This window comes from Nocardia yamanashiensis NBRC 100130 (assembly GCF_001613325.1).
Taxonomy (GTDB): domain Bacteria; phylum Actinomycetota; class Actinomycetes; order Mycobacteriales; family Mycobacteriaceae; genus Nocardia; species Nocardia yamanashiensis.
Genome location: NZ_BDCD01000007.1, coordinates 173,774 through 196,211 on the forward strand (window position 1 = coordinate 173,774; position 22,438 = coordinate 196,211).

At 67.1% G+C, this 22,438-nt stretch carries 20 protein-coding genes and 1 riboswitch; of the genes, 7 read left to right on the forward strand and 13 right to left on the reverse strand.

Annotated features, from left to right (window positions below; all coding sequences use genetic code 11):
- Window positions 1–53: 53 nt before the first annotated feature.
- Window positions 54–148, reverse strand: a riboswitch (glycine riboswitch).
- Between the two features lie 163 nt (window positions 149–311).
- The 6 genes from NY1_RS07465 to NY1_RS07490 all read right to left on the reverse strand — a co-directional run bounded on the left by NY1_RS07465 (window position 312) and on the right by NY1_RS07490 (window position 4,187).
- The gene (locus tag NY1_RS07465; RefSeq protein ID WP_067709772.1) at window positions 312–878 is read right to left on the reverse strand and encodes a MerR family transcriptional regulator; all 567 of its coding nucleotides are present in this window, start codon (window positions 876–878) and stop codon (window positions 312–314) included.
- Window positions 879–1,062: 184 nt separating this feature from the next.
- Window positions 1,063–1,536: a bifunctional nuclease family protein gene (locus tag NY1_RS07470; protein ID WP_067709773.1), complete on the reverse strand. Its 474-nt coding sequence runs from the start codon at window positions 1,534–1,536 to the stop codon at window positions 1,063–1,065.
- 81 nt (window positions 1,537–1,617) lie between these two features.
- Window positions 1,618–2,379: a transcriptional regulator FtsR gene (ftsR, locus tag NY1_RS07475; RefSeq protein ID WP_157762100.1), complete on the reverse strand. Its 762-nt coding sequence runs from the start codon at window positions 2,377–2,379 to the stop codon at window positions 1,618–1,620.
- A gap of 44 nt (window positions 2,380–2,423) precedes the next feature.
- Window positions 2,424–2,900, reverse strand: a complete 477-nt coding sequence (garA, locus tag NY1_RS07480) for a glycogen accumulation regulator GarA (RefSeq protein WP_067709776.1) — start codon at window positions 2,898–2,900, stop codon at window positions 2,424–2,426.
- Window positions 2,901–3,088: 188 nt separating this feature from the next.
- The gene (gene gcvH, locus NY1_RS07485) at window positions 3,089–3,487 is read right to left on the reverse strand and encodes a glycine cleavage system protein GcvH (RefSeq protein ID WP_067709778.1); all 399 of its coding nucleotides are present in this window, start codon (window positions 3,485–3,487) and stop codon (window positions 3,089–3,091) included.
- An 88-nt stretch (window positions 3,488–3,575) separates the two neighbouring features.
- A complete protein-coding gene (locus NY1_RS07490; protein ID WP_067709779.1) occupies window positions 3,576–4,187 on the reverse strand; it encodes a CDP-alcohol phosphatidyltransferase family protein in 612 nt (203 codons plus the stop codon).
- A 169-nt stretch (window positions 4,188–4,356) separates the two neighbouring features.
- Here NY1_RS07490 and NY1_RS07495 point away from each other — a divergent pair, with 169 nt between their 5' ends.
- From NY1_RS07495 to NY1_RS07505, 3 genes are all read left to right on the forward strand, one after another.
- Entirely contained in the window at window positions 4,357–6,033 is a 1,677-nt protein-coding gene (locus NY1_RS07495; RefSeq protein WP_067709781.1) for a GMC oxidoreductase, read from the forward strand.
- Between the two features lie 94 nt (window positions 6,034–6,127).
- Window positions 6,128–7,501: a DUF2252 domain-containing protein gene (locus NY1_RS07500; RefSeq protein WP_084534770.1), complete on the forward strand. Its 1,374-nt coding sequence runs from the start codon at window positions 6,128–6,130 to the stop codon at window positions 7,499–7,501.
- 97 nt (window positions 7,502–7,598) lie between these two features.
- Window positions 7,599–8,495 carry an NERD domain-containing protein gene (locus NY1_RS07505; protein ID WP_067709784.1) on the forward strand — a complete coding sequence of 299 codons (897 nt, stop codon included), beginning with the start codon at window positions 7,599–7,601 and terminating at the stop codon, window positions 8,493–8,495.
- Here NY1_RS07505 and NY1_RS07510 read toward each other — a convergent pair.
- The 3 genes from NY1_RS07510 to NY1_RS07520 all read right to left on the reverse strand — a co-directional run bounded on the left by NY1_RS07510 (window position 8,467) and on the right by NY1_RS07520 (window position 13,367).
- Window positions 8,467–9,114 carry a phosphatase PAP2 family protein gene (locus NY1_RS07510; protein ID WP_233434242.1) on the reverse strand — a complete coding sequence of 216 codons (648 nt, stop codon included), beginning with the start codon at window positions 9,112–9,114 and terminating at the stop codon, window positions 8,467–8,469. The two genes, NY1_RS07505 and NY1_RS07510, sit on opposite strands and share 29 nt — an antisense overlap.
- Window positions 9,115–9,178: 64 nt before the next feature.
- The gene (locus NY1_RS07515; RefSeq protein ID WP_067709786.1) at window positions 9,179–11,335 is read right to left on the reverse strand and encodes an MMPL family transporter; all 2,157 of its coding nucleotides are present in this window, start codon (window positions 11,333–11,335) and stop codon (window positions 9,179–9,181) included.
- 100 nt (window positions 11,336–11,435) lie between these two features.
- Window positions 11,436–13,367 carry an acyl-CoA dehydrogenase family protein gene (locus tag NY1_RS07520; RefSeq protein ID WP_067709788.1) on the reverse strand — a complete coding sequence of 644 codons (1,932 nt, stop codon included), beginning with the start codon at window positions 13,365–13,367 and terminating at the stop codon, window positions 11,436–11,438.
- A 98-nt stretch (window positions 13,368–13,465) separates the two neighbouring features.
- On the opposite strand from NY1_RS07520, the gene NY1_RS07525 reads away from it, so the two are divergent.
- Complete coding sequence (locus tag NY1_RS07525; RefSeq protein ID WP_439956003.1) at window positions 13,466–14,893, forward strand: threonine/serine exporter family protein; 1,428 nt, start codon at window positions 13,466–13,468, stop codon at window positions 14,891–14,893.
- Here NY1_RS07525 and NY1_RS07530 read toward each other — a convergent pair.
- The 4 genes from NY1_RS07530 to NY1_RS07545 all read right to left on the reverse strand — a co-directional run bounded on the left by NY1_RS07530 (window position 14,880) and on the right by NY1_RS07545 (window position 19,255).
- Window positions 14,880–15,437: a hypothetical protein gene (locus NY1_RS07530; protein WP_157762101.1), complete on the reverse strand. Its 558-nt coding sequence runs from the start codon at window positions 15,435–15,437 to the stop codon at window positions 14,880–14,882. The genes NY1_RS07525 and NY1_RS07530 overlap by 14 nt on opposite strands.
- Before the next feature lie 184 nt (window positions 15,438–15,621).
- The gene (locus tag NY1_RS07535) at window positions 15,622–16,356 is read right to left on the reverse strand and encodes a TetR/AcrR family transcriptional regulator (RefSeq protein WP_067709791.1); all 735 of its coding nucleotides are present in this window, start codon (window positions 16,354–16,356) and stop codon (window positions 15,622–15,624) included.
- Complete coding sequence (locus NY1_RS07540; protein WP_067709793.1) at window positions 16,353–17,588, reverse strand: cytochrome P450; 1,236 nt, start codon at window positions 17,586–17,588, stop codon at window positions 16,353–16,355. Before NY1_RS07540 ends, NY1_RS07535 begins: the two co-directional genes overlap by 4 nt.
- Before the next feature lie 158 nt (window positions 17,589–17,746).
- Window positions 17,747–19,255 (reverse strand): sugar transferase, encoded by a 1,509-nt coding sequence (locus tag NY1_RS07545; protein ID WP_067709795.1) that lies wholly within the window; start codon window positions 19,253–19,255, stop codon window positions 17,747–17,749.
- Between the two features lie 524 nt (window positions 19,256–19,779).
- On the opposite strand from NY1_RS07545, the gene NY1_RS07550 reads away from it, so the two are divergent.
- The 3 genes from NY1_RS07550 to NY1_RS07560 are packed head-to-tail and all read left to right on the forward strand — an operon-like array spanning window position 19,780 to window position 22,438.
- The gene (locus NY1_RS07550) at window positions 19,780–21,012 is read left to right on the forward strand and encodes a class I SAM-dependent methyltransferase (RefSeq protein ID WP_067709796.1); all 1,233 of its coding nucleotides are present in this window, start codon (window positions 19,780–19,782) and stop codon (window positions 21,010–21,012) included.
- Entirely contained in the window at window positions 21,009–21,791 is a 783-nt protein-coding gene (locus tag NY1_RS07555; RefSeq protein WP_067709798.1) for a sugar phosphate nucleotidyltransferase, read from the forward strand. The genes NY1_RS07550 and NY1_RS07555 overlap by 4 nt, the downstream gene beginning before the upstream one ends.
- On the forward strand, window positions 21,788–22,438 hold the full coding sequence (locus NY1_RS07560; protein WP_067709800.1) for a PIG-L deacetylase family protein: 651 nt from the start codon (window positions 21,788–21,790) through the stop codon (window positions 22,436–22,438). The genes NY1_RS07555 and NY1_RS07560 overlap by 4 nt, the downstream gene beginning before the upstream one ends.

The window sequence follows — 22,438 nt, forward strand, 5'->3', positions numbered from 1 at the left end:
GTCCTTTCACCATGGGCGGATGGCTCGGGGGCCATCGCTTTCCAGAGGCGTCGAAACTCCGCACGGTCCCTTGTGCCTGAGAGATTGACGGGGAGGTGCTGCTCCTTCGGCGTCCGAGGATTTCCCGGAACTCTCCCGCACGGCTGCGACGCAACCCCAAGTCTAAAGGGGCCCAAGTTACGGCAATGTTGCCTGGGTTCTGTTTCACACCGGCAGGCCGGGAAATTCATGATCGGCTTCGGGCGCGCCCACTCGGAAAAGCCGAGAGCGCGCTGCCTCGGCAGCGCGCTCTCGCTCAGCTCTGGACCGGACTAACCGGTCTTGCTCATCCGGGCCTTGCGACGGAAGGCCAGTTCGTCCTCCGGGCGATCCGAGGCGGTCGCGACTTCGGCCCGCTCGGCCGGGAAGTTGGCGATGGCCCCGGTCAGCTCGCGCATGGCGCCGCTGACCGCGATGCCGAACACGCCCTGTCCGCCCTGCAGTAAATCGACCACCTCTTCCGGCGAAGAGCATTCGTAGACCGAAGTGCCGTCGGAGAAGAGCGTGATCCCGGCCAGATCCTCGACGCCCCGGCTGCGCAGATGATCCACGGCGATGCGGATGTTCTGCAACGAGATGCCGGCGTCGAGCAGCCGCTTGACGATCTTGAGAACCAGGATGTCCTTGAAGGAGTACAGACGCTGGCTGCCCGATCCGGACGCGGAGCGAATGGACGGGACGACGAGTCCGGTGCGTGCCCAGTAGTCCAGCTGACGGTAGGTGATGCCGGCCACCTGACAGGCGGAGGGCACCCGGTAACCGACTAGTTCGTCCGGCACCGTGTCATCGGGGAACAGCCCTGGCTGCACCACATCCTGCGGTTGCGGTTGATCTCCCACTGACTACTCCCTACTGCTGGCCTATCAAGGGCGGGGCTCGTGTCATCGACCTGGAGCGTGGCCTAACAATCGAGGCTACTCCCCTGATTGTCTCGGGAGTAAGGGCACCTTCCAAGCCTGACGGACCGCGTGTTTCTCGACCTAAACCTCAGGTCGAGACACGATTCCGCATAGACGTCGGCGATCAGCTGTCGGTGGCCTTGAAGTCGTCGGGTGAGACCGACTCCAGGAATTCCTTGAACTTCTCGACTTCGTCTTCCTTCTCGTCCGGCATGACCAGTCCGGCTTCCTCGAGCACCGGTTCCTCGGCATAGATCGGACAGCCCACCCGCAGGGCGATGGCGACGGAATCCGACGGGCGCGCCGAGACGCGGAGATCGTTCTCGAAGACCAGATCGGCGTAGAAGGTGCCCTCCTGCAAGTCCACGATGCGCACCTCTTTCAAGGTGTGACCGAGGTCCTTGATGAGGATCTTGATCAGATCGTGGGTCAGCGGCCGGATGGGCGTGACGCCCTCTTGCTCGAGCACGATCGCGGTGGCCTCGGCCTGCCCGATCCAAATGGGTAGATACCGGTCGCCCGACACCTCGCGGAGCAACAGCACGGGCTGATTCTGTGGCTGTTCGACACGGATGCCGATCACACGCATTTCGCTCATCGCACTGCCTCCCGAATACTCGCCGGCCGCCCCGCGCGGGAACAGCGGGGCCGACCGTATTACCGAGTCTAGGCGAAGATTTCAGCCCCCGAGGGAAGCGCGCACAGAGGTCTTCACCAGGCATGTGTGCAGGGTCAGCGACAACGCCGCCAACTCGCGCACGGTCTCTTCGGCACGCGCGCGGGCATCCGCGTCACGGCTTTTCGCGATGGGTGCAGCGATCTGTGCGACCATCGCCGCCTCCCGGTCCGCGGCCAGTTTGAAGGCGCGCAAATGCCTTGCCTCCAAACCGAATTCACTCAACGCCTGGGCGGTGCGCGCCAGCGTGACGGCGTCGGCGTCGAAGTACCCGGCGGCGCCGGGGGTGATCAGGTTGGCCCGGATCAGTTCGGTCAGGAACTTCTCGTCGATGCCGGCCTTGTCGAGCAGATCCGCCCGGGTGATTCGGATTTCGTGATCGAACCGAAGCTCCTCGGGCGACACCTCACCGGGCACGACGCCCAGCCGGCGCAGCCGGCCGCCCCCGTTGGTCTCCATGGCATCCGCTCCCACGGCTCCCACGGCCGAAGCCCGGCGCGCGCGAGCCTCGCGCACACCGAGCGTCGCCGCCCCGCTGTCGATCGCTTCGAGCTGTTCCTTGATGACCTTCAAGGGGAGGTACTGATCCCGCTGCGCCGTGAGCACGAACCGCAGGCGCTCCACATCGGCGACGTGGAACCTGCGGTACCCCGACGGGGTGCGCTCCGGCATGATCAGCCCCTCGGATTCGAGGAACCGGATCTTGGAGATGGTGATGTCCGGAAAATCCGGACGCAGCAAATCCAGCACGGAGCCGATCGACATGCCTCCGCGTGCCCACTGCGCTGCGCCTGTCATTCCGGTCGGCCCTATAGTGCGCCCGCCGCCGATTCACTCGACGCGGGGCGCGGACCGGTCAGGAATACCAGGCGGAACTTGCCGATCTGAACCTCGTCACCGTTCTGCAGTTCGGAGGAATCCACCGGCTCGCGGTTGACGTAGGTGCCGTTCAGGCTGCCCACATCGACCACCTGGAAGGTGTCGTCGTCCTGGCGGAATTCCGCGTGACGACGGCTGACGGTGACATCGTCCAGGAAGATGTCGCTGTCGGGATGGCGTCCCGCGGAGGTGGTGGGCTGGTCGAGCAGGAATCGCGACCCGGCATTCGGGCCACGCTTGACCACCAGCAGGGCCGCACCCGCGGGCAGGCCCTCCACTCCCTGCACCGGCTGCTCGCCGGTCTGCTCGGTGCGCGACGTGTCGACCTCGTTCAGGAAATCAGCGCGGAACACCGAAGTGGTCTCTGCTGCCGTCTCCTGGTAACCCGGGTCCTTGTTCTCGCTCACCCTTGCTCTCCTCCTCGAACCGAATAATCCATGCAAGCAGTTGATGCCCTCAGTCAGCGTCGCGGCCGCCGGCCACTTCCCCGCTGTCGGGTAGGTCCGAGAACCCGGGCACCGGCTGCCGCACAACTGTTGGCATTGACCGTACCCTGCCGGGGCTTCCCCGTGCAGGTAGAACTGTGAAGGCTGCTTCAGCCTCCGATAACTCCTTGATAACCTGCGGCGTCCAGCAGCTTTTCGAGCTCGGCGTCGAGGGCGGCGGCATCGGCCACCTCCAGCTCGAACAACCAGCCGTCGCCGTAGGGATCGGAGTTGAGGGTTTCCGGCTCCGAATCCAGAAGCTCGTTCACCGCAACGACTTTCGCGGCCAGCGGAGCGTAGATGTCGGAAACGCTCTTGGTGGACTCGACTTCGGCGATGCTCTCGCCCGCGGCAGCATCGGAATCGACGCCCGGCAACTGCACGAACACGACGTCACCGAGCTGTGACTGCGCGTAGTCGGTGATGCCCACCCGTACCCGGGTCGGCCCCAGCTTGCGCACCCATTCGTGTTCCTCGGTGTAGCGCAGGTCCTCGGGTAGTGCGGTCACAGGTGTCCTTTCACTGGGCGTCCTCTCGCGGCAAACCACATCAAAGCAGCCGGGGCTGACATTCGATGCGTCGGGCACACCCTATCGGTTAGGGATTACGGTGCGGCGCGGCCGGTATGGCGCGTGCCACCGCGATGGCCTTACCGAGGTAGAGAATGCCGGTCCACACGTAGACCGCCGTGCCCCAGACCAAGAATGCCCCACCGAAGGCCCGGCTGAAACCCGCAGCGGCCCAGTCCATCTGCCCGGCGAGCCACCAGGGCAGTGCCGACATGAGGGCGAAGGTGGCGGCTTTGCCCAGGTAGATCACGTCGGGCGGGGGTAGTTCGCGGCGTTTGTAGATGCCCAGGGTGAGGGTCAGGATCGCGTCGCGGCCGACCAGGATGAGCACCACCCACCAGGGCAGGATGCCGCGAATCAGGAAGCCGCCCAGGGTCGCGATCAGGTAGAGGCGGTCCACCAGCGGGTCCAGGATGGCGCCGAGCCTGGACGACTGATCAAGCAGGCGTGCGAGTTTGCCGTCCAGGAAGTCGGTGAAACCGCTGACCACCAGCAGGGCGAAGGCCCAGCCGTCGGCCTCCCGCACCAGCAGCAGCCACAGGAAGACCGGGACGCCGATCAGCCGGATCACGCTGAGCGCGTTGGGCACGGTGAGGATGCGGTCGCTGTACACCGGTTCGGCGTTCCGCTCGGTAGTCACAGACCGGTCTTACCGCAATCGCTCCCGAGTCACCATCCGGCCACGCCGCTTCGCCCCGGCCGCGACTAACCGATATGGTCTCCGCCATAGCCGATGGGTGACAGAATGATATGACATCTTTCTCATCCATTGAGGCAAGTGGTCCGGGTGCACGGCGAGAGGAAACACCATGCCCGACTTCGACTACGACGTCGTTGTGATCGGCTCCGGGTTCGGGGGGAGCGTGAGCGCGCTGCGCCTGACCGAGAAGGGCTACCGGGTGGCCGTGCTGGAATCCGGCCGCCGCTGGAATGCCGAGGACATCCCCAAGACGAACTGGAATGTGCGCAAGGCGATCTGGGCTCCGCGCCTGGGCCTGACCGGCACCCAGCGCATCAGCGTGCTGGGCAAGTGCGCGGTGTTCTCCGCCTCCGGGGTGGGCGGCGGTTCGCTGATCTACGGGAACACGCTGTACGAACCGCTGCCGGCCTTCTACACCGATAAGCAGTGGGCGCACATCACCGACTGGCGCAGCGAGCTCGCGCCCTACTACGACCAGGCCCAGCGCATGCTCGGGGTGGCGCAGAATCCGCGAATGACGCCCGCCGACGAGGTGATTCGCGCGGTCGCCGACGATCTGGGCGTGGCCGACACCTTCCACGCCACCAATGTGGGCGTGTTCTTCAACGAGGCCGATCCGGGCACCGAGGTCGACGACCCGTACTTCGGCGGGGCGGGCCCGCGGCGCAGCGGCTGCATCCACTGCGCGCGCTGTTTCACCGGCTGCCCGCACAATGCCAAGAACACCACCCCGAAGAACTACCTGTACCTGGCCGAACAGGCCGGCGCGCAGGTGTTCGAGCTGACCACCGCGACCGAGGTGCGGCCGATCCTGGGCGGCGGGTACGCCATCGAGACGGTGCGCTCGGATCGCTGGGTTCGCAAGCAGCGCAAGGTGTTCACCGCCGAACAGGTGGTGTTCGCGGCAGCGGCGCTGGGCACCCAGAAGCTGCTGCACAAGATGCGCGACGAGGGCGTGCTGCCGGAGCTGTCGCCGCGCCTCGGCGAGCTGACCCGGTCCAATTCCGAGGCCATCCTGAACGTGGTGAGCAAGGCCCGCGACGATTTCGCCGAGGGCATCGCCATCACCTCCTCGATCCATCCCGAACCCGATACGCACGTCGAGGTCTGCCACTACGGCAAGGGACAGAACGGCCTGTTCCCGCTCTCGGTGCCGCTGGTGGACGGCGGCGCGTTCCGGTTCCTGCGCTTCCTGCTGGCGATCCTGCTGCATCCGGTGGTGTTCGCGCGCAGCCTCAATGCCCGGCACGCCTCCGAGAAATCGGTGATCCTGCTGGTCATGCAGTCCTTGGACAATTCGCTGACCTCGTTCCGGCGCTGGGGGCAGCTCAAGACGAGACAGGGCACGGGCAAGCCGAATCCGACCTGGATTCCGCTCGCGCACGAGGTCGGGCGCAAGTTCGCGGGACATGTGGACGGCGATGTGCAGATGCTGGCCATGGATGTGTTCAATATCCCGGCGACCGCGCACTACATCGGCGGCTGCGTGATCGGCGAGGGGCCGGAATCCGGTGTGGTGGACCCGTATCAGCGCGTCTACGGATACCCGGGACTGCACGTGGCGGACGGCTCGGCGGTGACCGCGAACCTGGGCGTGAACCCGTCGCTGACCATCACCGCGCAGGCCGAGCGGGCGATGGCGTTCTGGCCCAACCGGCACGAGGCCGATCCGCGGCCCGAGCTGGGCGCGGCCTACCGGCGCATTCAGCCGGTCGCGCCCAAGCAGCCGACGGTGCCCGACTTCGCGCCCGGCGCACTGCGACTGCCGCTGTTCCCGGCGCACTGACCAGCGGCTTCCCGGTCCGTCCGGTGGGCCCGCGGGCTCGCTGAGCGGACCGGTGAGCGCGCCGGTAAGTTGGAATGTTGTGTGCTCCAATGTGATCGACTTCCGTACCCCCGTCTCGGCCGAGGAGGTACGGGCCCGGGGACGGGCGCTGCGGGAGAAGACCCCCGTGCAATCCCGGGATCGGGCGGCGCTGGGAGCATCCCGGCCCGAGGTGCTGGAATTCATCGAGGCCAGCAATCGCGGGCGTTTGGAGCGGCTGATCCCGCTGCGGATCGGGCGGATGGCGGCCTCGCCGTACTCGTTCTTCCGGGGCGCGGCCGGTTTGATGGCGGCCGATCTGGCCCACGGCCCGGTGAGCGGGCTGCACGCCCAGCTGTGCGGTGACGCGCACGCCGCCAATTTCGGTCTCTACGGTTCGCCGCGCGGCGAAATCGTCATGGACATCAACGATTTCGACGAGACCGTGCGCGGGCCGTGGGAATGGGATGTGGAGCGGCTGGCGGCCAGCCTGGTGCTGGCCGGCCGCGAAGGCGGGGCCTCGGAGGACGAGTGCCGGGCCGCGGCGCGCGATGCGGCGCGCTCCTACCGGCTCACCGTGGCCGGTCTGGCCGAGGAACCGTTCCTGTCGTCGTGGACCGCGCTGTCGGCCGAATCGATGATCGACAAGGTGAGTGCCGAACCTTTGCTGGACGCCTTCAAGAAGGCCGCGAAGAAGGCGCGCAAGAACACCAGCGCCAAGGTCGCCCGCAAGTGGACCGAGCATCTCGAAGATCACCAGACCGGTGTCGCCAAGCGGAAATTCGTCGCCGATCCGCCGATCTTGACACCGGTGGACGGCGGCGTCGCCGAGGCCGTCATCGACGGGCTCACCGAATACGTGGGGACGCTGCGCGAGTCACGCCGGCGGCTGATCACCCGATTCACGGTGTCCGATGTGGCATTCCGGATCGTCGGCACCGGCAGCGTGGGACTGCACTCGTACATCGCGCTGCTGCACGGCAATGGCGACGAGCCGCTGGTGCTGCAGATCAAGCAGGCCGCGCCGTCCGCGCTCACCCCCTACGTGACCGCGCAGCCGTCCCGGCACGAGGGCGAGCGAATCGTGCAGGGGGCGCGGGCGGTTCAGTCCGAGACCGACATCCTGCTGGGCTGGACCACGCTGCGCCTGGACGGCGCCGAACTGCCGTTCATCGTGCGCCAGTTCCGCAATCTCAAGGGCGGCATCGAAGTGGCGGAACTGGATTCCGCGCATCTCGACGACTACGGGCGGCTGGCGGGCGCGCTGCTGGGCCGGGCGCACACCCGGTCGGTGGATCCGCGGCTGGTCGCCGGATATCTCGAGGACGGCGAGGCCTTCGACGATGCCGTGGCCGCCTTCGCCGTCCGCTACGCCGACCGCACCGAAGGCGATCACGCCGAGCTGGTCGCCGCCGTCAAGGACGGGCGGCTGGCAGCGGAAACCGACTGATCGGCACCGACACACGACCGAGTCGTAAATCTGTGCCGTGACGACCACCCGTCCGTACCATTTCACCTATCTATCGACGAGAAAGGTGTGAGCGCCGATGCTCGTTCGAGTACAGAACCCCGCGGGCACGCATGCCGAGAGGGTCCTCATCGACTGGCTGCGCACCTGGAAGGGCAGCGGAGACCCGCACGGCGTCGCCACCGTCAATTGCAGTCTGTTCCACGGTGATCGGCTGTATCCCTTCGACGCGGTGGTGTGGACGCCGACCAGCTGCGTGGTGATCGAGGCCGAAGCGCTGTCCGAGCGGATGGACGGCGAACTGGAAGTGCCGATCAACGGGCCGTGGCGGGTGGCGGACCGCATCATCAACTTCGACGGCGGGGACAAGCGCACGCCGCTGGACAAATCCCGCGATCACACCTTCGCGCTGCAGACCTGGCTGGCCGAGCGCGGGCTCGGGCAGCGCGTGGTGCACGGGGTGGTGCTGGTGGTGCCGCCCCCGGGTTCGCAACTGCAGGTGCAGCAGTTGTGGAGCGATCCGAGTTTCCAGGTGCTGCTGGGCGAGGACCCGAACCGGCTGCGCGAGTACTTCGCGCAACTGTCGGCGCGCGGGCGGCCGCAGTGGTCGGCCAATGATGTGGCGTGGGCCTTCCGCGGGCTGGGCATCCTGCCGTATCTGCCCGGGCCGCAGGATCTGATCAACGAGGGATTCCTGGGGCCGGTGGACATCACGCTCTGGCACGGCGGCCCGCAACAGGCGCAGGCCGAGGCCTATGCCGAGGAACAGGCGCAGCTCGAGGCCGATGCGGCGCGGGCGGGCGGGCGGTTCGCGGTGCACGCGCCGTGGTTCGCGCCGAGCCGTTTGTATCCGCGCGAATCCAACGATATCGATCTCGGGCGCGGGGTCATGCGGGTGCTGCTGACCATCGGCATGGTGGTGGCGCTGCTGTGGGTGGTGTGGATCGTCATCGCGGGAGTGGTCGCGTACGGGTGATCCGAGGGCGGATCGGGAGGTAGAGCGCGGTCACCACGGCGATGGCGGCGGCCGCGCCGCCGATCACGTCGGTGGGATGGTGATAGCCCTCGCCGACCATGCCGACCAGTACGGCGGGCAGGACGACGGCCATGATCACCACGATGGTGACGCGGGCGCGGGCCGATTCGCTGACGAGTGCGACCGCGGTGACGACGGCGACCAGGTGCACGGTGTGGCCGCTCGGGTAGGCCAGGTAGTGGTGCAGGGGGCGGTCCCAAAGTGGTTTGAGCACCAGTGAATTCAGGACGATGGTGAATTCGGGGGCCAGTAGCACGAACCCGGCCTGCCACCACAGCCGCTGATACGCGAACCAGCCGGCGGCGGCCAGCAGCAGCGGGATCACCACGTAGGCGTTGCTCGGGAAGACCAGCGCCGAGTAGAGCCCGGGATGGCCGCCCAGCGAGGAATGGATGTGCTCGCCCAGATTGCGGTCGAAGCCGGTGGGGCCGCCGTCGGCCGGAAAGGTCAGCGGCACAACGACGGTCACCAGCAGCGCCGCCACCACGACGGCGGGCAGTGCGGCCCGCCGCGCCCAGGTCTCGTCCGGCGTCCGCACCGGCGTACTGGTTGAACTCACGTCCACAACATAGCCGCGCCATGTGCACCGCAATTCGGCCGACCTGGTCCCGCCTCAGCTCCTCTCATTCACGTACGGAGACCTTTTCGAGCAGGGGTCGGGTGCGGGCCGGGACCCACCAGTTGGCGGTGCCCATGGCGCGCATGAAGGCGGGCACCAGGATCATGCGGACCAGGGTGGCGTCGACCAGGACGGCTACGGCGCAACCCAGGCCGAGCATGCGGTTCATGGTGACGGCGCTGACGCAGATGCCGGCGAAGACCACCGCCATGAGCAGGGCGGCGGCGGTGACGATGGGGCCGGAACGGGCGATGCCCAGGGCCACCGCGTTGTCGTTGTCGGCGCGGGTCTTGCCGGAGCTCTCCCATTCCTCGGTGAAGCGGGCGAGCAGGAACACCTCGTAGTCCATGGAGAGGCCGAAGGATACGCAGAACAGCAGCACCGGCAGGGTGGCGATGGTGTAGCCGGTGGCGAAGGTGCCGAGACCGGACAGGTGACCGTCCTGGAAGATCCACACCATCGCGCCGAAGGTGGCCGACAGGGATAGAACGTTGAGCACCAGGGCTTTCAACGGCAGCACCGCACTGCCGGTGAGCAGCAGTAGCAGCACGAAGGTGATGATCGCGATCCAGGCGGCGGCGTACGGGAAGCCCTGGGCGATACCGGAAGCCGAGTCCGCGGTCTGCTGGGCGAGCCCGCCGAACAGCACCGGCGAACCGGGGCCTTCCACCGCGCGCAGGGCTTCCAGCTGACGCTGACCGTCCTGCGAGTACGGATCCAGATGACTCACGATGGTCAGGTGCGCACTCCCGGCGCGCTGCCCGTCCGGGTCCGCCACGCCCAGCGGCTGTCCCTTCGACCAGGTCCCCGCCGGTCCGGTGACCGCCTGCACCTCGGCCACATTCGACAGCGCCTGCTCATAACCGCTCAGATCGCCGACCGTATCGCTCCCCGCGCCCGGCAGCACGATCACGTGCACCTGCCCGGTGGCGTTGTTGTCGAAGCGATCCCGCAGCAGATCCCCCACCTGCCGCGAATCCAGACTCGTCGGCAGCACCCGGTCATCGGGCAGCCCCATCTTCAACCCGAACACCGGCGCGCCCAGCACCAGCAGCAACGCCACCACCGGCAGCGCGCACAAGGCCGGCCGCCGCTGCACGGTCCGCGCCACCCGGTACAGCAGGCTCTGCTGCACCGGTTTGGCTTCCCGCAACGGTTTCCGGTTGATCCGCTCCCCGAGCAGCGCCAGCAGCGCGGGCACCAGCGTCAGCGCCAGCACCACCGACAATGCCACCACCGCGAGCCCGGCGAAGGCCAGCGATCGCAGGAAGGCCATCGGGAAGAACGACATTCCGATGAGCGCGATGCCGACGGTGATGCCGGAGAACGCCACCGCCCGCCCGCCGCGCTTCATGGCCAGGGTGAGTGCGTCGGTGCGGTCGCGTCCGGCCGCGATCTCCTCCCGGTACCGCCCGATGATGAGCAGCGAGTAATCCACCGCCAGCGCCAGCCCGATCGCGGTGGTGATGTTGAGCGCGAAGATCGACAGCTCCACCACGAAGGTGAGCAGATACAGCACCGCCGTCGTCCCGACAATGGCGACCACCCCGGTCACGAACGGAATCGCCGCCGCCACGAGGCTTCTCAGGAACCACACCAGCAGAATGAAGGTCAACGGCAGCGCCACCGCCTCGGCCAGCCCGAGATCCTTCTGCGTTTGCTGCGCCGTCTCGTTCCAGATGATGGCCTGCCCGCCCGCCAGCACCCGCACCCCGTCGCGTTCCCCGGCGTATTCGTCAGCGAGCTTGCGCGCCACCCCGGGCGCGCTGTCCTCGTCGCCGCGCACGGTCGCGACCACCAGCCCGATCCCCCGATCCCGGCTGGTGAGCACCGAGCTCAATTGCGGATCGGTCCACGGCGAAACCGCCCGCGAGACTCGCGAATCCGATTTCAGCGCCTGCGCGATCTCCTGCCCGCGCGCCTTGATCTCCCCGCCCCGCGATTCCACGGTCAGCACGAGCTGCATGCCCGACATCCCGTAGTCCCGCTCCAGGATCTCCCCGACCCGCGCGGATTCCGAACTGGTGGACACGAATCCGCCATTGGACAGCTTGCTCGCGACCTGCGACCCCATCGCCCCGCACAGCAGGAACGCGATGCCCACCACCACGAGCACCAATTTCGGTGCGCGCACGGCGATTCCGGCCAGTCGTGCGATCACGGCCTCCCCCTTACCGATCTGTTCTCCCCCGCCCTCCGGGGCGGTCGGAAGTCATCCTGAACTTCCGCCCGCCCCGGTGGTCCGGTGTGTGGTCAACCTCTCACGAACGCGTCCCTTCGGGCTCCTGCGCCAGCATCGCGGCGTGCAGCGATTTCTCGGGTACGCCGAGGCCCGCTATCAGCGTAAGGGCTTGCGGACGTAGCCGGTCCACCAGTTCGTTGACTCCGCGCCGGACGGCCTTGGCGCGTTCCACCGACATGAATCGGTGCATGATGAACCAGGCCTGGTTCTCCTCGATGATCGTGTACACGAACAGGTCGCACACGGTGTCGGCGAGGGCGCGCGTCTCCGGATCCTCGATATCGGCGATGGCGTCGATGAAGGCCTCCAGGGTGAGGCGTTCGATATGCGCGGTGCCGGCGGCGAGAATGTGGTCCTGGGCGTTGTTGAACGCTTCGAAGGGGCCGGTTTCCTTTGCGCGAGCGCGCAATCGGTGCGCGGCGGTGCGGGTGAGGTAGTCCTCGCGGTCGGCGAAGAGCTGCAGTTGCACCGAGCGGCGGGACAGGTCGCCTTCGTCGACGGTTTCGTCGGAGCGGTCGCGCAGGCGCTGGATCATCTGGCGCACGCCGGAGCGTTCGCGGACCACATCGCGGGCCATGGTGGAGGCGAAGCGGACCCAGCCCAGGGCGTCGAGATCGCGGACCTCGTCGGAGTAGGCGGTCAGGAGTTCCTTGGCGACCAGCTGGGTGAGCACCACATTGTCGCCTTCGAAGGTGGTGAAGACGTCGGTGTCGGCTTTCAGGGTGACCAGGCGGTTCTCGGTGAGGTAGCCCGCGCCGCCGCACGCTTCCCGGCATTCCTGGATGGCGCGGGTGGCGTGCCGGGACTGGGCGACCTTGAGGCCGGCGGCCCGCTTCTCCAGGGCGCGTTGCGCATTCGGGTCCAGGTCCTGGCCGGTCTGCACCAGGTGCATGCGGCGCACCAGGTCGTTCTGGGCGAAGGCCAGCGCGTAGGAGCGGGCGATCAAGGGCAGCAGCCGGCGTTGATGGCTGCGGTAGTCCATGAGGACGGTTTCCTCGCCGGTGTCGGGATCGGCGAACTGGCGGCGCTGTTCGGCGTATCGGACGGCGATGCTCAACGCCACCCGGGCCGCCGCGGCCGCCGCCCCGCCGACGCTGACCCGCCCGCGCACCAGGGTGCCGAGGGTGGTGAAGAAGCGCCGGCTCGGGTTCTCGATCTCGGAGCTGTAGGTGCCGTCCTCGGCCACGTCGGCATACCGGTTGAGCAGGTTCTCGCGCGGAATTCGCACCTGGTCGAACATGATTCGGCCGTTGTCGACGCCGGGCAGGCCGCCCTTGAGACCGCAGTCGGAGGTGGTGACGCCGGGCAGATCGTTGCCTTTCTCGTCGCGGATCGGCACCAGGAAGCAGTGCACGCCCTGCGATTGCCCGCCGGTGATCAACTGCGCGAAAACCGCTGCCATGCGGGCGTGTTCGGCCGCGCCGCCGATGTAGTCCTTGCGCGCGGACGGAGTCGGGCTGTGCACCACGAACTCCCGGGTGCCCGGGTCGTAGGTCGCGGTGGTCTCGAGGTTCGCCACATCACTGCCGTGACCGGTTTCGGTCATGGCGAAACAGCCCAGCAGGTCCAGGGAGATGAGCCGGGTGACGTATTCGCGATGCCGTTCGGTGCCGAGGTTCTCCACCGCGCCGCCGAAAAGTCCCCACTGCACACCGCATTTCACCCACAGCGACAGGTCGGTGTAGGCCAGCATCTCGAGGGCCGTGACCGCGCCGCCGGGGTCCCCGGTACCCCCGTCCTCGAACCGGAAACCTTTTTCGACCCAGCCGAATGAGGACACCAGTCGCATTTGTTCCAGCACGCGGGTGCGCGCCGCCTTGTAGTCGAGGTAAGGATCGCCGAAAAGACGATCGTCGTCGAGGTGTTGCCGGGCTTGTTCGCGCACGTCACGCCAGGATCCGTCGAGTGCCGCGCGTAGGGTTTCCGCTATCGATTCGCCACCGCTCGCCATACTCCAAAACACTACTGCCCTCGGCACGCTCACCCCGGTGATCTATGGCACCCGTGTACGTTTCTCTTGTGAGCAATGAGCTGGCGACCGAGCAGTCGATCGGTGCGGCGAGCGCTCCGGGCCGGTGGCAGCGCTGGCTGAGCCGGGCCGTCGACCGGGTGCTGGGCGAGCGGCGCGCCACCGCGGACGCCGTGGTCGAGGCGCCCGCGCCGCTGCAGCCGATCGATCTGACCGACGATGCCGAAGTGACCCGCGTGCTGGATCTGGCCGAACGGGTCGGGGAGGTGGTGCTGGCCTCGGGCACCGCGGTCACCGACACCACCACGCAGATCGAATTCATCGCCGCCACCTACGGCTTGGCGCAGGTCGATATCGACGTCACCTACAACTCGATCCGTATCTCGGCCGATCGCGGTCCGCGACTACCGCCCGCCTCGACCATGCGGGTGGTGCACTACCGTTCCCTCGACTTCACCCGGCTGGCCGCCGTGGATCGGCTGACCCGCCGCATCCGCCGGGAATTGCCGCCGCCGGAGGAGGCTCTCGAAGCGCTCGACGAGATCACCACGGCGCCGCACCCGTATCACCGCTGGGTGGCGACCTTCGGGTGGGCGCTGATGGCCGCGGCGGTGGCGCTGCTGCTGAACGGCGGCTGGCTGATCGCTCTGCTCAGTTTCGCGACCACCACCGCCATCGACCGCACCAATCGCCGCTTGAACCGGCGCGGCCTGCCGTTCTTCTTCCAGCACATGGCCGGTGGCGTCATCGCCGCCATTCCCGCGGTGCTGGTCAGTTCCTATGTCAGCACCCTGCACCTGGATCCGGCTTTGATCATCGCCGCCGGTATCGCGGTGCTGCTGGCCGGTCTGCAATTGGTCGGCGCGGTCGAGGACGCCATCACCGGCGCCCCCATCACCGCCGCCGCCCGCATGCTCGAGGTGATCATGATGACCGGCGGCATCATCGCCGGCATCGTCCTCACCCTCCGGGTGGCCGAACTCCTCAGTCTCTCGGTTCCGTCGGTCGACATGGCCCCCGCCCGCGATCTCACCAACCTCCCCCTCAAACTCCTCGCCGGCGCCCTGACCTCCATGGCCTTCGCCCTGGCCTGCTACGCCGAACGCCGCGCCCTCGCCGTCGCCGCTTTCAGCGGCGCGGCCGCCATCATCGTCTACCTGCTGGCCGAACAACTGGGCTTCGGTCCCGTCGTCTCCTCCGGTGTAGCCGCCGTAGTCGTCGGCCTATCCGGCGGCCTCCTGGCCCGCCGAGCCCTCACACCCCCGCTGGTCGTAGCCATCGCAGGCATCACCCCCCTGCTCCCCGGCCTCCGCGTCTACCGTGGCCTCTACGCCCTCCTCAACGACGAACAACTCATCGGCCTCAACCAACTCCTGAGCGCCTTCGCCGTTGGCCTGGCCCTCGCCGCCGGCGTCACCCTCGGCGAGTGGATAGCCCGAGACCTCCGCCGCCCCCGCATCCTCCAACGCTTCGGCACCCTCCGCCGCCCCCGCTTCACCGCCCGCTGACCGGCAGCCTCTCGGCCACCACCATCCGCTCCGGATCGAACGTCGTGGACAGCGGAGCGCGCCCTTCCCGCTCGGTGATGGCGATCGTGTTGCCGTCGGCGAATGCCACGCGCGCAGGACAATTCGCCTCGATCCGCTCCCACACCAGGGCCCGCCTGGCGAACAGCCCATCGCGCTCCCGCAGCCAGACCCGGCACGACGGATCGATCATATTGGTGAAGTACTCGGTCACCAGCTCATGCCGGCCATCCCCGCTGACCTGCACAGCTCTGACCTTGCTGTCATCCGATATCAGCGCCGACGCGATCAGCATCAACGCCCACAGCGAAACGGTCACCACCGCCAGCGGAACCGCCCCCACCACCCACACCCACGTCCGCCGCACGACCTTCCCCGCGAACGCCCCATAAACCACCAGCCCCGCAGCCCAACACACCGGCCACAGCCAAATCGAAACCACATCGAACCGGTAATACGGCTCCGACAACCTCTCCGCATACATCACCCCGAGCCCCGCCCCATACAGCCCAAGCACCCCGGCCACCCACCCGATCCGCCGCCACCGCAGTACCGACCCGGCCACGGAACCGCGCTCCCACTCCTGTCCGGCCAATGCCCCACCCTCCAACACAATTCGCTTCCGGCTCCGCCCATCCTGCACCGCTCCGGCGCCATCCGCAGGCTTCGCCCACCCTTCGGTTGAGCGTCGAAAGGGTGCTGAGGCGGTGTCAGCCGACCGGGCCGAGGCCGATGCTGCGGCCGATGTCGGCGAGGGTGGAGTCGAAGAGGGCGTCGGGGTTGGTGATGGGGATGGGGTAGTTGCCGAAGACTTCGAGGGTTACGTGGCCGTAGAGGCGGGCCCAGAATTGGATCATGACGTAGCTGACGCCGAGGTCCAGTTTTTCGGCGGGGAACTTCTGGCCGGATTCGGCTAAGACGCGCAGCAGGTCCGATTGGAAGCGGATCAGGTCGTCGCGGAGTTCGGGGGGGATGAGTTCGGTTGGGGGAGTTACCACGTCGTAGTCGGTGAGGAGGCGGCCGGCGGCGCCGAGGAAGAGGCGGCCGACCGGTTCGCCGAATTGCTGCATGGCGCTGTTGATTCCGGAGGTCGTCGGGGAGGCGAAGACCAGGGTGAATTCGCGGGAGTGGGTGAGGGCCCACTGGCGGAAGCCACGGCAGACGGCGAAGAAGTGCACGGCCGCGTCGTCGGGGAGGTCGGCGAGGGCCGCGGCGAGATCGATGGCCAGGTCGGCGCAGACGTCCATGCGGACGGCGGTGACCAGATCGTCGCGGGATTCGTAATAGCGGTAGAGCGCGGGAGCGGTGATGCCGAGTTCGCGGGCGATGGCGCGCAGGGTGACCGCTTCGGGGCCCTGCGCCACCAGGAGCGACCTAGCGACGCGACGAATGTCGGCATCGCTTACCGCAGGCATCCGCCCGCGTCGCTTGGTCGTCTCTGTCATTCGTACTTGACCTGCCAGCTCTTGATGCCGTTCAGCCAGCCCGAGCGCAGCCGGACCGGGTCGGAAACCTGGCTCAGGTTCGGCATCACATCGGCGATGGCGTTGAACATGAGGTCGATCTCCAGGCGAGCGAGGTTGGCGCCCACGCAGAAGTGGGTGCCCGTGCCGCCGAAGCCTACATGGGGATTCGGGTTCCGGAGGACGTTGAACTCGAAAGGCTTGTCGAAGACTTCCTCGTCGAAGTTGGCGGCGGAGTAGAACATTCCGACCCGCTGGCCCGTCTTGAGCTCCTGGCCGCCGAGGACGGTGTCCTGCAGCACGGTGCGCTGGAAGGCGATGACCGGGGTGGCCCAGCGGACGATCTCGTCCGGAGCGGTGCGCGGACGCTGCTCGCGGTAGATCTCCCACTGCTCCGGATTGTCGACGAACGCCTTCATGCCGTGGGTGATGGCATTACGGGTGGTCTCGTTGCCGGCGACCGCCAGCAGGATGACGAACCAGGCGAATTCCTCGGAGTTCAGCGCTTCGCCGTCGACGTCGGCGTTCAGCAGCGTGGACATGATGTCCTCGGCCTGGCCGTGATCGACGGGGCAGCCGCGCTTCTGCTCGGCCAGATTCCACGAGTAGCCCATGACCTCGGCGGTGGCGACCTTGTGGTCACCCTCGAAGTCGGGATCGTCGTAGGAGATCATCTGATTGGTCCAGTCGAAGATCTTGCCGCGATCTTCCTGCGGGACGCCGATCAGCTCGGCGATGGCCTGCAACGGCAGCTCGCACGCGACGTCCTTGACGAAGTCGCCGGAGCCGTTCTTCTTGGCCTCGTGCACGATTCGCTCGGCGCGGTCGCGCAGCGCGTTGCGCAGCGACTCCACCGCGCGCGGGGTGAACCCCTTGGACACGATGCGGCGCAGCTTGGTGTGGCGCGGCGGATCCTGGTTCAGCAGCAGGAAGCGCTGGACCTCGATCTCCTCGCGCATGATGTCGTCGTAGAAGCGGATGACCGCGGTGTTCTCCTCGGAGGAGTACACCTCCGGAGTCTTCGAGATCTCCTTGATGTCATCCATCTTGGTGACGGCCCAGTAGCCGTCGTCCTTGAACCCGCTGCCTGCCTGGGGAACCCAGGCGACGGGGGTGGTGCGGCGGAGCGCGGCGAATTCCTCGACGGGAAGACGCTGGGCGAGCAGGTCCGGATCGGTGAAATCGAACGGGGTGGGAATGGACGGCGCGGACACGGGTACCTCCTTTGGAACACGTTCGCCGACGAGTGAACCACACCACACCCCACTTTGTGAACACCTATTAGTAAATCCTGTTCACTTGATGCGTCAGCACAGCGGCAGGGCCCGCCGCGACACTGCGGCGGGCCCTGTCTCCGAGGCGCAAAGCAGTCTCAGTAAGCCCCTTCACCCCTGGTCACGGCCCCGATCGTCTTGGCGATCAAGAGCAGATCGAGCACCATGGACCAGTTCTCGACATAGGACAGGTCCAGCCGCATCGCATCCTCCGGCGTCAGATCCGAACGGCCACTCACCTGCCACAGCCCCGTCACGCCCGGCTTCACCAGCAGCCGCCGCCGCATCACGCCGTCGTAGGAATCGACCTCGCGCTGCACCTGCGGCCGCGGCCCGACGATGCTCATCTCCCCGCGCAGCACATTGAAGAACTGCGGCAGTTCGTCGAGCGAGTACTTGCGGATCACCCGCCCCACCGGCGTCACCCGCGGATCGTCGCGCATCTTGAAGAACAGCGGATTCCCGCCGTTGCTGTCGATGAGCGCGTTGATGTGCGCGTCGGCGTCGGCGAACATGCTGCGGAACTTGATCATCCGGAACGGCTGCCCGTCCCGTCCGATTCGTTCCGATCGATAGAACACCGGCCCCCGGCTGCTCACCTTCACCGCGAGGGCGATGGCGCACAGCATGGGCGCGATGGCCGCCACTGCGAAGAATGCGAAGCAGAAGTCGAAGAGCGCCTTCCGAATCGACTTGGCGCGGTCGTATTGCGGCTTTTCCACGTGCAGCATGGGCATATCGGCCAGCAGCCGGTGGGTCAGCCGGGTGCCGGCGATGTCCACCAGCCCGGGGGCGACGATGAGCTCCACCCCCAGCGGATCCAATTCCCATGCCATGCGCCGGAAGTCGGCCGGCCCGAGATTGTCGGTGGCGGTGACCGCCACCGTATCGGCCCCGCTGCGCTGCACGGCCTCGATGACGCCGCGGTCGCTGCCCACGATGGGAATCACCTTCTCCCCCACCGCGAGACCGCGCTCGGCCAGCTCGCCCTCCTCGCGGGTGCACACCCCGATGACCTGGTACCCGCCTTCGGGATCGCGGGAGAACGCGCCGACCATGGCGCGCGCCGCGTCCGGACTGCCGACCACCAAGACGGCCGTGCGGTATTCGCCGCGGGCGCGACGCTGCGCCACCCAGCCCCGCCACACGCGCCGTTCCAGCATCAGCCCCAGCATGCCCAGCGGCAGCGCGAAGGCCAGATAGCCGCGGGCGATGTCCACCCGCAGCAGCAGCGAGACGATGGCGATGCCGCCGAACAGCTTCAGCGACGCCGCCACGATCCGCCGGTATTCCTCTGTGCCACTGCCGATTACACGAACGGATCGGGTGCCGGCGAGCGCCAGGGCGAGCGCCCAGGCCACCGCCAGCACGGCCGACACGACGGTGTAGCGCACTTCCAGCGGCAGGGTGGAGGCCAATGGCGGGTCGGCGGGTCCGCCGAAGCGGATCCATTGCGCCGAGCCGACCACGAGCACCACCACGAATAGGTCGCTGAAAAATAGCTTGCGCGCGTAATCCGCTTGCCAGCGCTCCCGATCCGACCGTGGTTCCGGTCGTGGCAGCCGATTCACGCGCACGGCGCGACCGGCTGAAACCTCGTAACTCATGAAACGAACGCACCTCCCCCACGGGAGAACTCGGTTCCGATCCCCACTGATCAGTTCCACAGAACTTGCAGATCGCCGGTCCCCAAGGGCTTTCCGGACCATGACAAAACCGATTGGGGCTGCCGACTTCTTCGGCGGCCCGCTGCCGAGTGTTACACACCCGGGGTGACGCGACGTGCCAATCTTGCGATGGGCCAGTGTATCCCGCAATTTGCGGGTTCCGTCACGACCGGTTTCGTTTTTGTTTCCCCCTATTTCCCCTATTCGCAAGTTCGCAGGTCCCGACCCCCTGGACAACCGGTCTGACCTGGACGTAAGCCTTGGGTTGCAAGCCTCGGAGGTTAGCCGATCAAACGCCCAGTTCTGCGGGGCGCAGAAATCCGCTTCCCGAACCCGGGCCGGCCTCCGCCGGAGCACGGCGAGGCACGCCAATCCTGTTGTAACGTAGGGCCCGACCGAGCCGACCTGAAGTTCAGCCGGGCGTAAAAGCCGGCGCCGGGTTCGGTGAAAGGTGGGGAATCTGCGTGCAATGCCGTCTATGTGACTCCAAGCAATTGATCAGCGTGCTCGATCTCGGGGCGACCCCGCCGTGCGAGAAATTCCTCACGGCCGCCGAACTCGATCTGCCCGAGCCGACCTACCCGCTCCACCTGCGGCTCTGCGAAAGCTGTCTGCTGCTACAGATTCCGGCCTTGATCACCCCGGCGGACACCTTTTCGGAATACGCGTATTTCTCTTCTTATTCCGACAGCTGGGTCCGGCACGCGAAACTCTTCGTGCAGGATGCTATTGCCCGTTTCGGCCTGGATTCGGACTCCCTCGTCGTCGAAGTCGCCAGCAATGACGGCTATCTCCTGCAGCACGCGGTGGCCGCGGGCATCCCGTGCGTGGGCATCGAACCCTCGGTGAACGTCGGCGCGGCGGCCCGCGACAAGGGCGTACCGACCGTCACGGCGTTCCTCGACGAAGAGGTCGCAGCACAGGTGCGCGCGGAACACGGACCGGCGAATCTGTTGGTGGCCAACAATGTCTACGCCCACATCCCGGATCTGCGGGGCTTCACCCGCGCCCTGCGCGGCCTGCTCGCCGACGACGGCTGGCTGTCCATCGAGGTGCATCACGCACTGAACCTGGTCACCCTCGGCCAGTTCGACACCATCTATCACGAGCACTTCCAGTACTACACGGCGCTGTCCGCGCAGCGTGCCCTCGCCAGTGCGGGCCTCACCCTGGTGGATGTGGAACTGCTTGGCACACATGGTGGTTCACTGCGGCTGTGGGCGCAACCGGAGGCCGTGGCCGCACCGACCGAGCGGGTCGCCGAAGTGTTGCGGATGGAGGCCGAAGCGGGCCTGCACGAGGTCGGCGGCTACCTGCAACTGCGCCCGCGCACCGAACGCGTGCGCCAGGAACTGCTGCGATTCCTGTTGGACGCCAAGGCCGCCGGCAAACGCGTGGTCGGCTACGGAGCCCCCGGCAAGGGCAACACCCTGCTCAACTACTGCGGCATCCGCGCCGACCTGCTCGAGTACACCGTCGACCGGAACCCTTACAAGCACGGCCGTTTCACCCCGGGCGCCCGGATTCCCATCCATGCCCCGGACCGCATCGACGCGGACAAACCCGACGTGGTCGTGGTGCTGCCCTGGAATCTCGAAGCCGAGATCACCGCGCAGCTCGCGCCCGTCCTGGACCGGGGCGGCGAGATCGTCTACCCCCTACCCGCACTTCATCACGCGGAAAGGCAACCGAAGTGAAGGTCGTACTCTTCTGCGGCGGCTACGGCATGCGCATGCGCAACGGCACCGAGGACATGATCCCCAAGCCCATGCAGATGGTGGGCCCGCGCCCGCTCATCTGGCACGTCATGCGCTACTACGCCCATTTCGGCCACAAGGACTTCATCCTGTGCCTGGGCTACGGCGCGGCGCACATCAAGAACTTCTTCCTCACCTATCAGGAGTCGGTGTCCAACGACTTCGTGATCCGCGACGGCAAGGTCGAACTGCTGCAATCCGATATCAGCGACTGGACCATCACCTTCGTCGACACCGGCGTGGAATCCCCGATCGGGGAACGCCTGCGCCGGGTGCGCGGGCACCTCGAGGGCGAACGGTACTTCCTGGCCAATTACGCCGATGTGCTCACCGACGCCCCGCTCGACGAGATGATCTCGCGGTTCCGCGATTCCGGGGCCGCGGCCTCGATGATGATCGTGCCGCCGCAGTCCTCCTTCCACTGCGTGGACGTGAACTCGGCCGGTGAGGTCAAGAACATCACCCCGGTCTCGCAACTGCCGATCTGGGAGAACGGCGGCTATTTCGTGCTCACCCCGGAGGTGTTCGAGCATCTGCCGGCGGGTGGCGATCTGGTGGAGGACGCCTGCGGGGCGCTCGCGGCGCAGGGCCGGCTGTACGGCTATCAGCACCACGGGTTCTGGAAGCCGGCCGACACCTTCAAGGAGCGCGCCGAACTCGACACCGGCTATCAGCAGGGCGATCGCCCGTGGATGGTGTGGGAGACAGCCGACGCATGATCCGACTCGATACCGGCGGGGTCCGCGAGCTCGCGCTGCTGGGCGCGCACTGCGACGACCTCGCCATCGGCCTGGGCGGCACGCTGCTGGCATTGTCGAATGCCGTTCCGGGACTGCGCATCCGGGCGCTGGTGCTGTCCGGCGCGGGCACCGAGCGCGCGTTCGAGGAGCAGGCCGCGCTGGCGGCCTTCTGCCCCGGAGCCGATCTCGATCTGCGCATCCTGGATGTGCCGGACGGCTACGCGCCCGCGCACTGGGAACGGGTCAAGGACGCGGTCGGGGCGCTGCGGCGCGGATCGCACGCCCAGGTGGTGTTCGCGCCGCAACGCCATGACGCGCATCAGGACCATCGGCTGCTGGCCGAGCTGACGCCGACCGAGTTCCGCGATCACCTGGTGCTGGGCTACGAGATCCTCAAGTGGGAGAACGACACCCCGCAGCCCACCGTGTTCCATCCGCTGCCCGCCGCGCTGGCCGAGGCGAAGGCCGCGCTGCTGCTGAAACACTATCCCTCGCAACGCAATCGGGACTGGTTCGACGAGCAGTCCTTCCTGGCCCTGTCCCGGCTGCGCGGAGTGCAGTGCCGCGCCCCGCACGCCGAGGCCTTCCTGCTGGACAAGGCCACCATCACTTTCGGAGGTGCGTGA

What these genes read in the sequence shown, in the direction of transcription:
- NY1_RS07470 (WP_067709773.1), bottom strand. Translation starts at nt 1,536, where the DNA reads ATGAGCGAAATGCGTGTGATCGGCATCCGTGTCGAACAGCCACAGAAT.
- ftsR (WP_157762100.1), bottom strand. Translation starts at nt 2,379, where the DNA reads ATGTCGATCGGCTCCGTGCTGGATTTGCTGCGTCCGGATTTTCCGGAC.
- NY1_RS07495 (WP_067709781.1), top strand. Translation starts at nt 4,357, where the DNA reads ATGCCCGACTTCGACTACGACGTCGTTGTGATCGGCTCCGGGTTCGGG.
- NY1_RS07505 (WP_067709784.1), top strand. Translation starts at nt 7,599, where the DNA reads ATGCTCGTTCGAGTACAGAACCCCGCGGGCACGCATGCCGAGAGGGTC.
- NY1_RS07520 (WP_067709788.1), bottom strand. Translation starts at nt 13,367, where the DNA reads ATGGCGAGCGGTGGCGAATCGATAGCGGAAACCCTACGCGCGGCACTC.
- NY1_RS07535 (WP_067709791.1), bottom strand. Translation starts at nt 16,356, where the DNA reads ATGACAGAGACGACCAAGCGACGCGGGCGGATGCCTGCGGTAAGCGAT.
- NY1_RS07545 (WP_067709795.1), bottom strand. Translation starts at nt 19,255, where the DNA reads ATGAGTTACGAGGTTTCAGCCGGTCGCGCCGTGCGCGTGAATCGGCTG.
- NY1_RS07560 (WP_067709800.1), top strand. Translation starts at nt 21,788, where the DNA reads ATGATCCGACTCGATACCGGCGGGGTCCGCGAGCTCGCGCTGCTGGGC.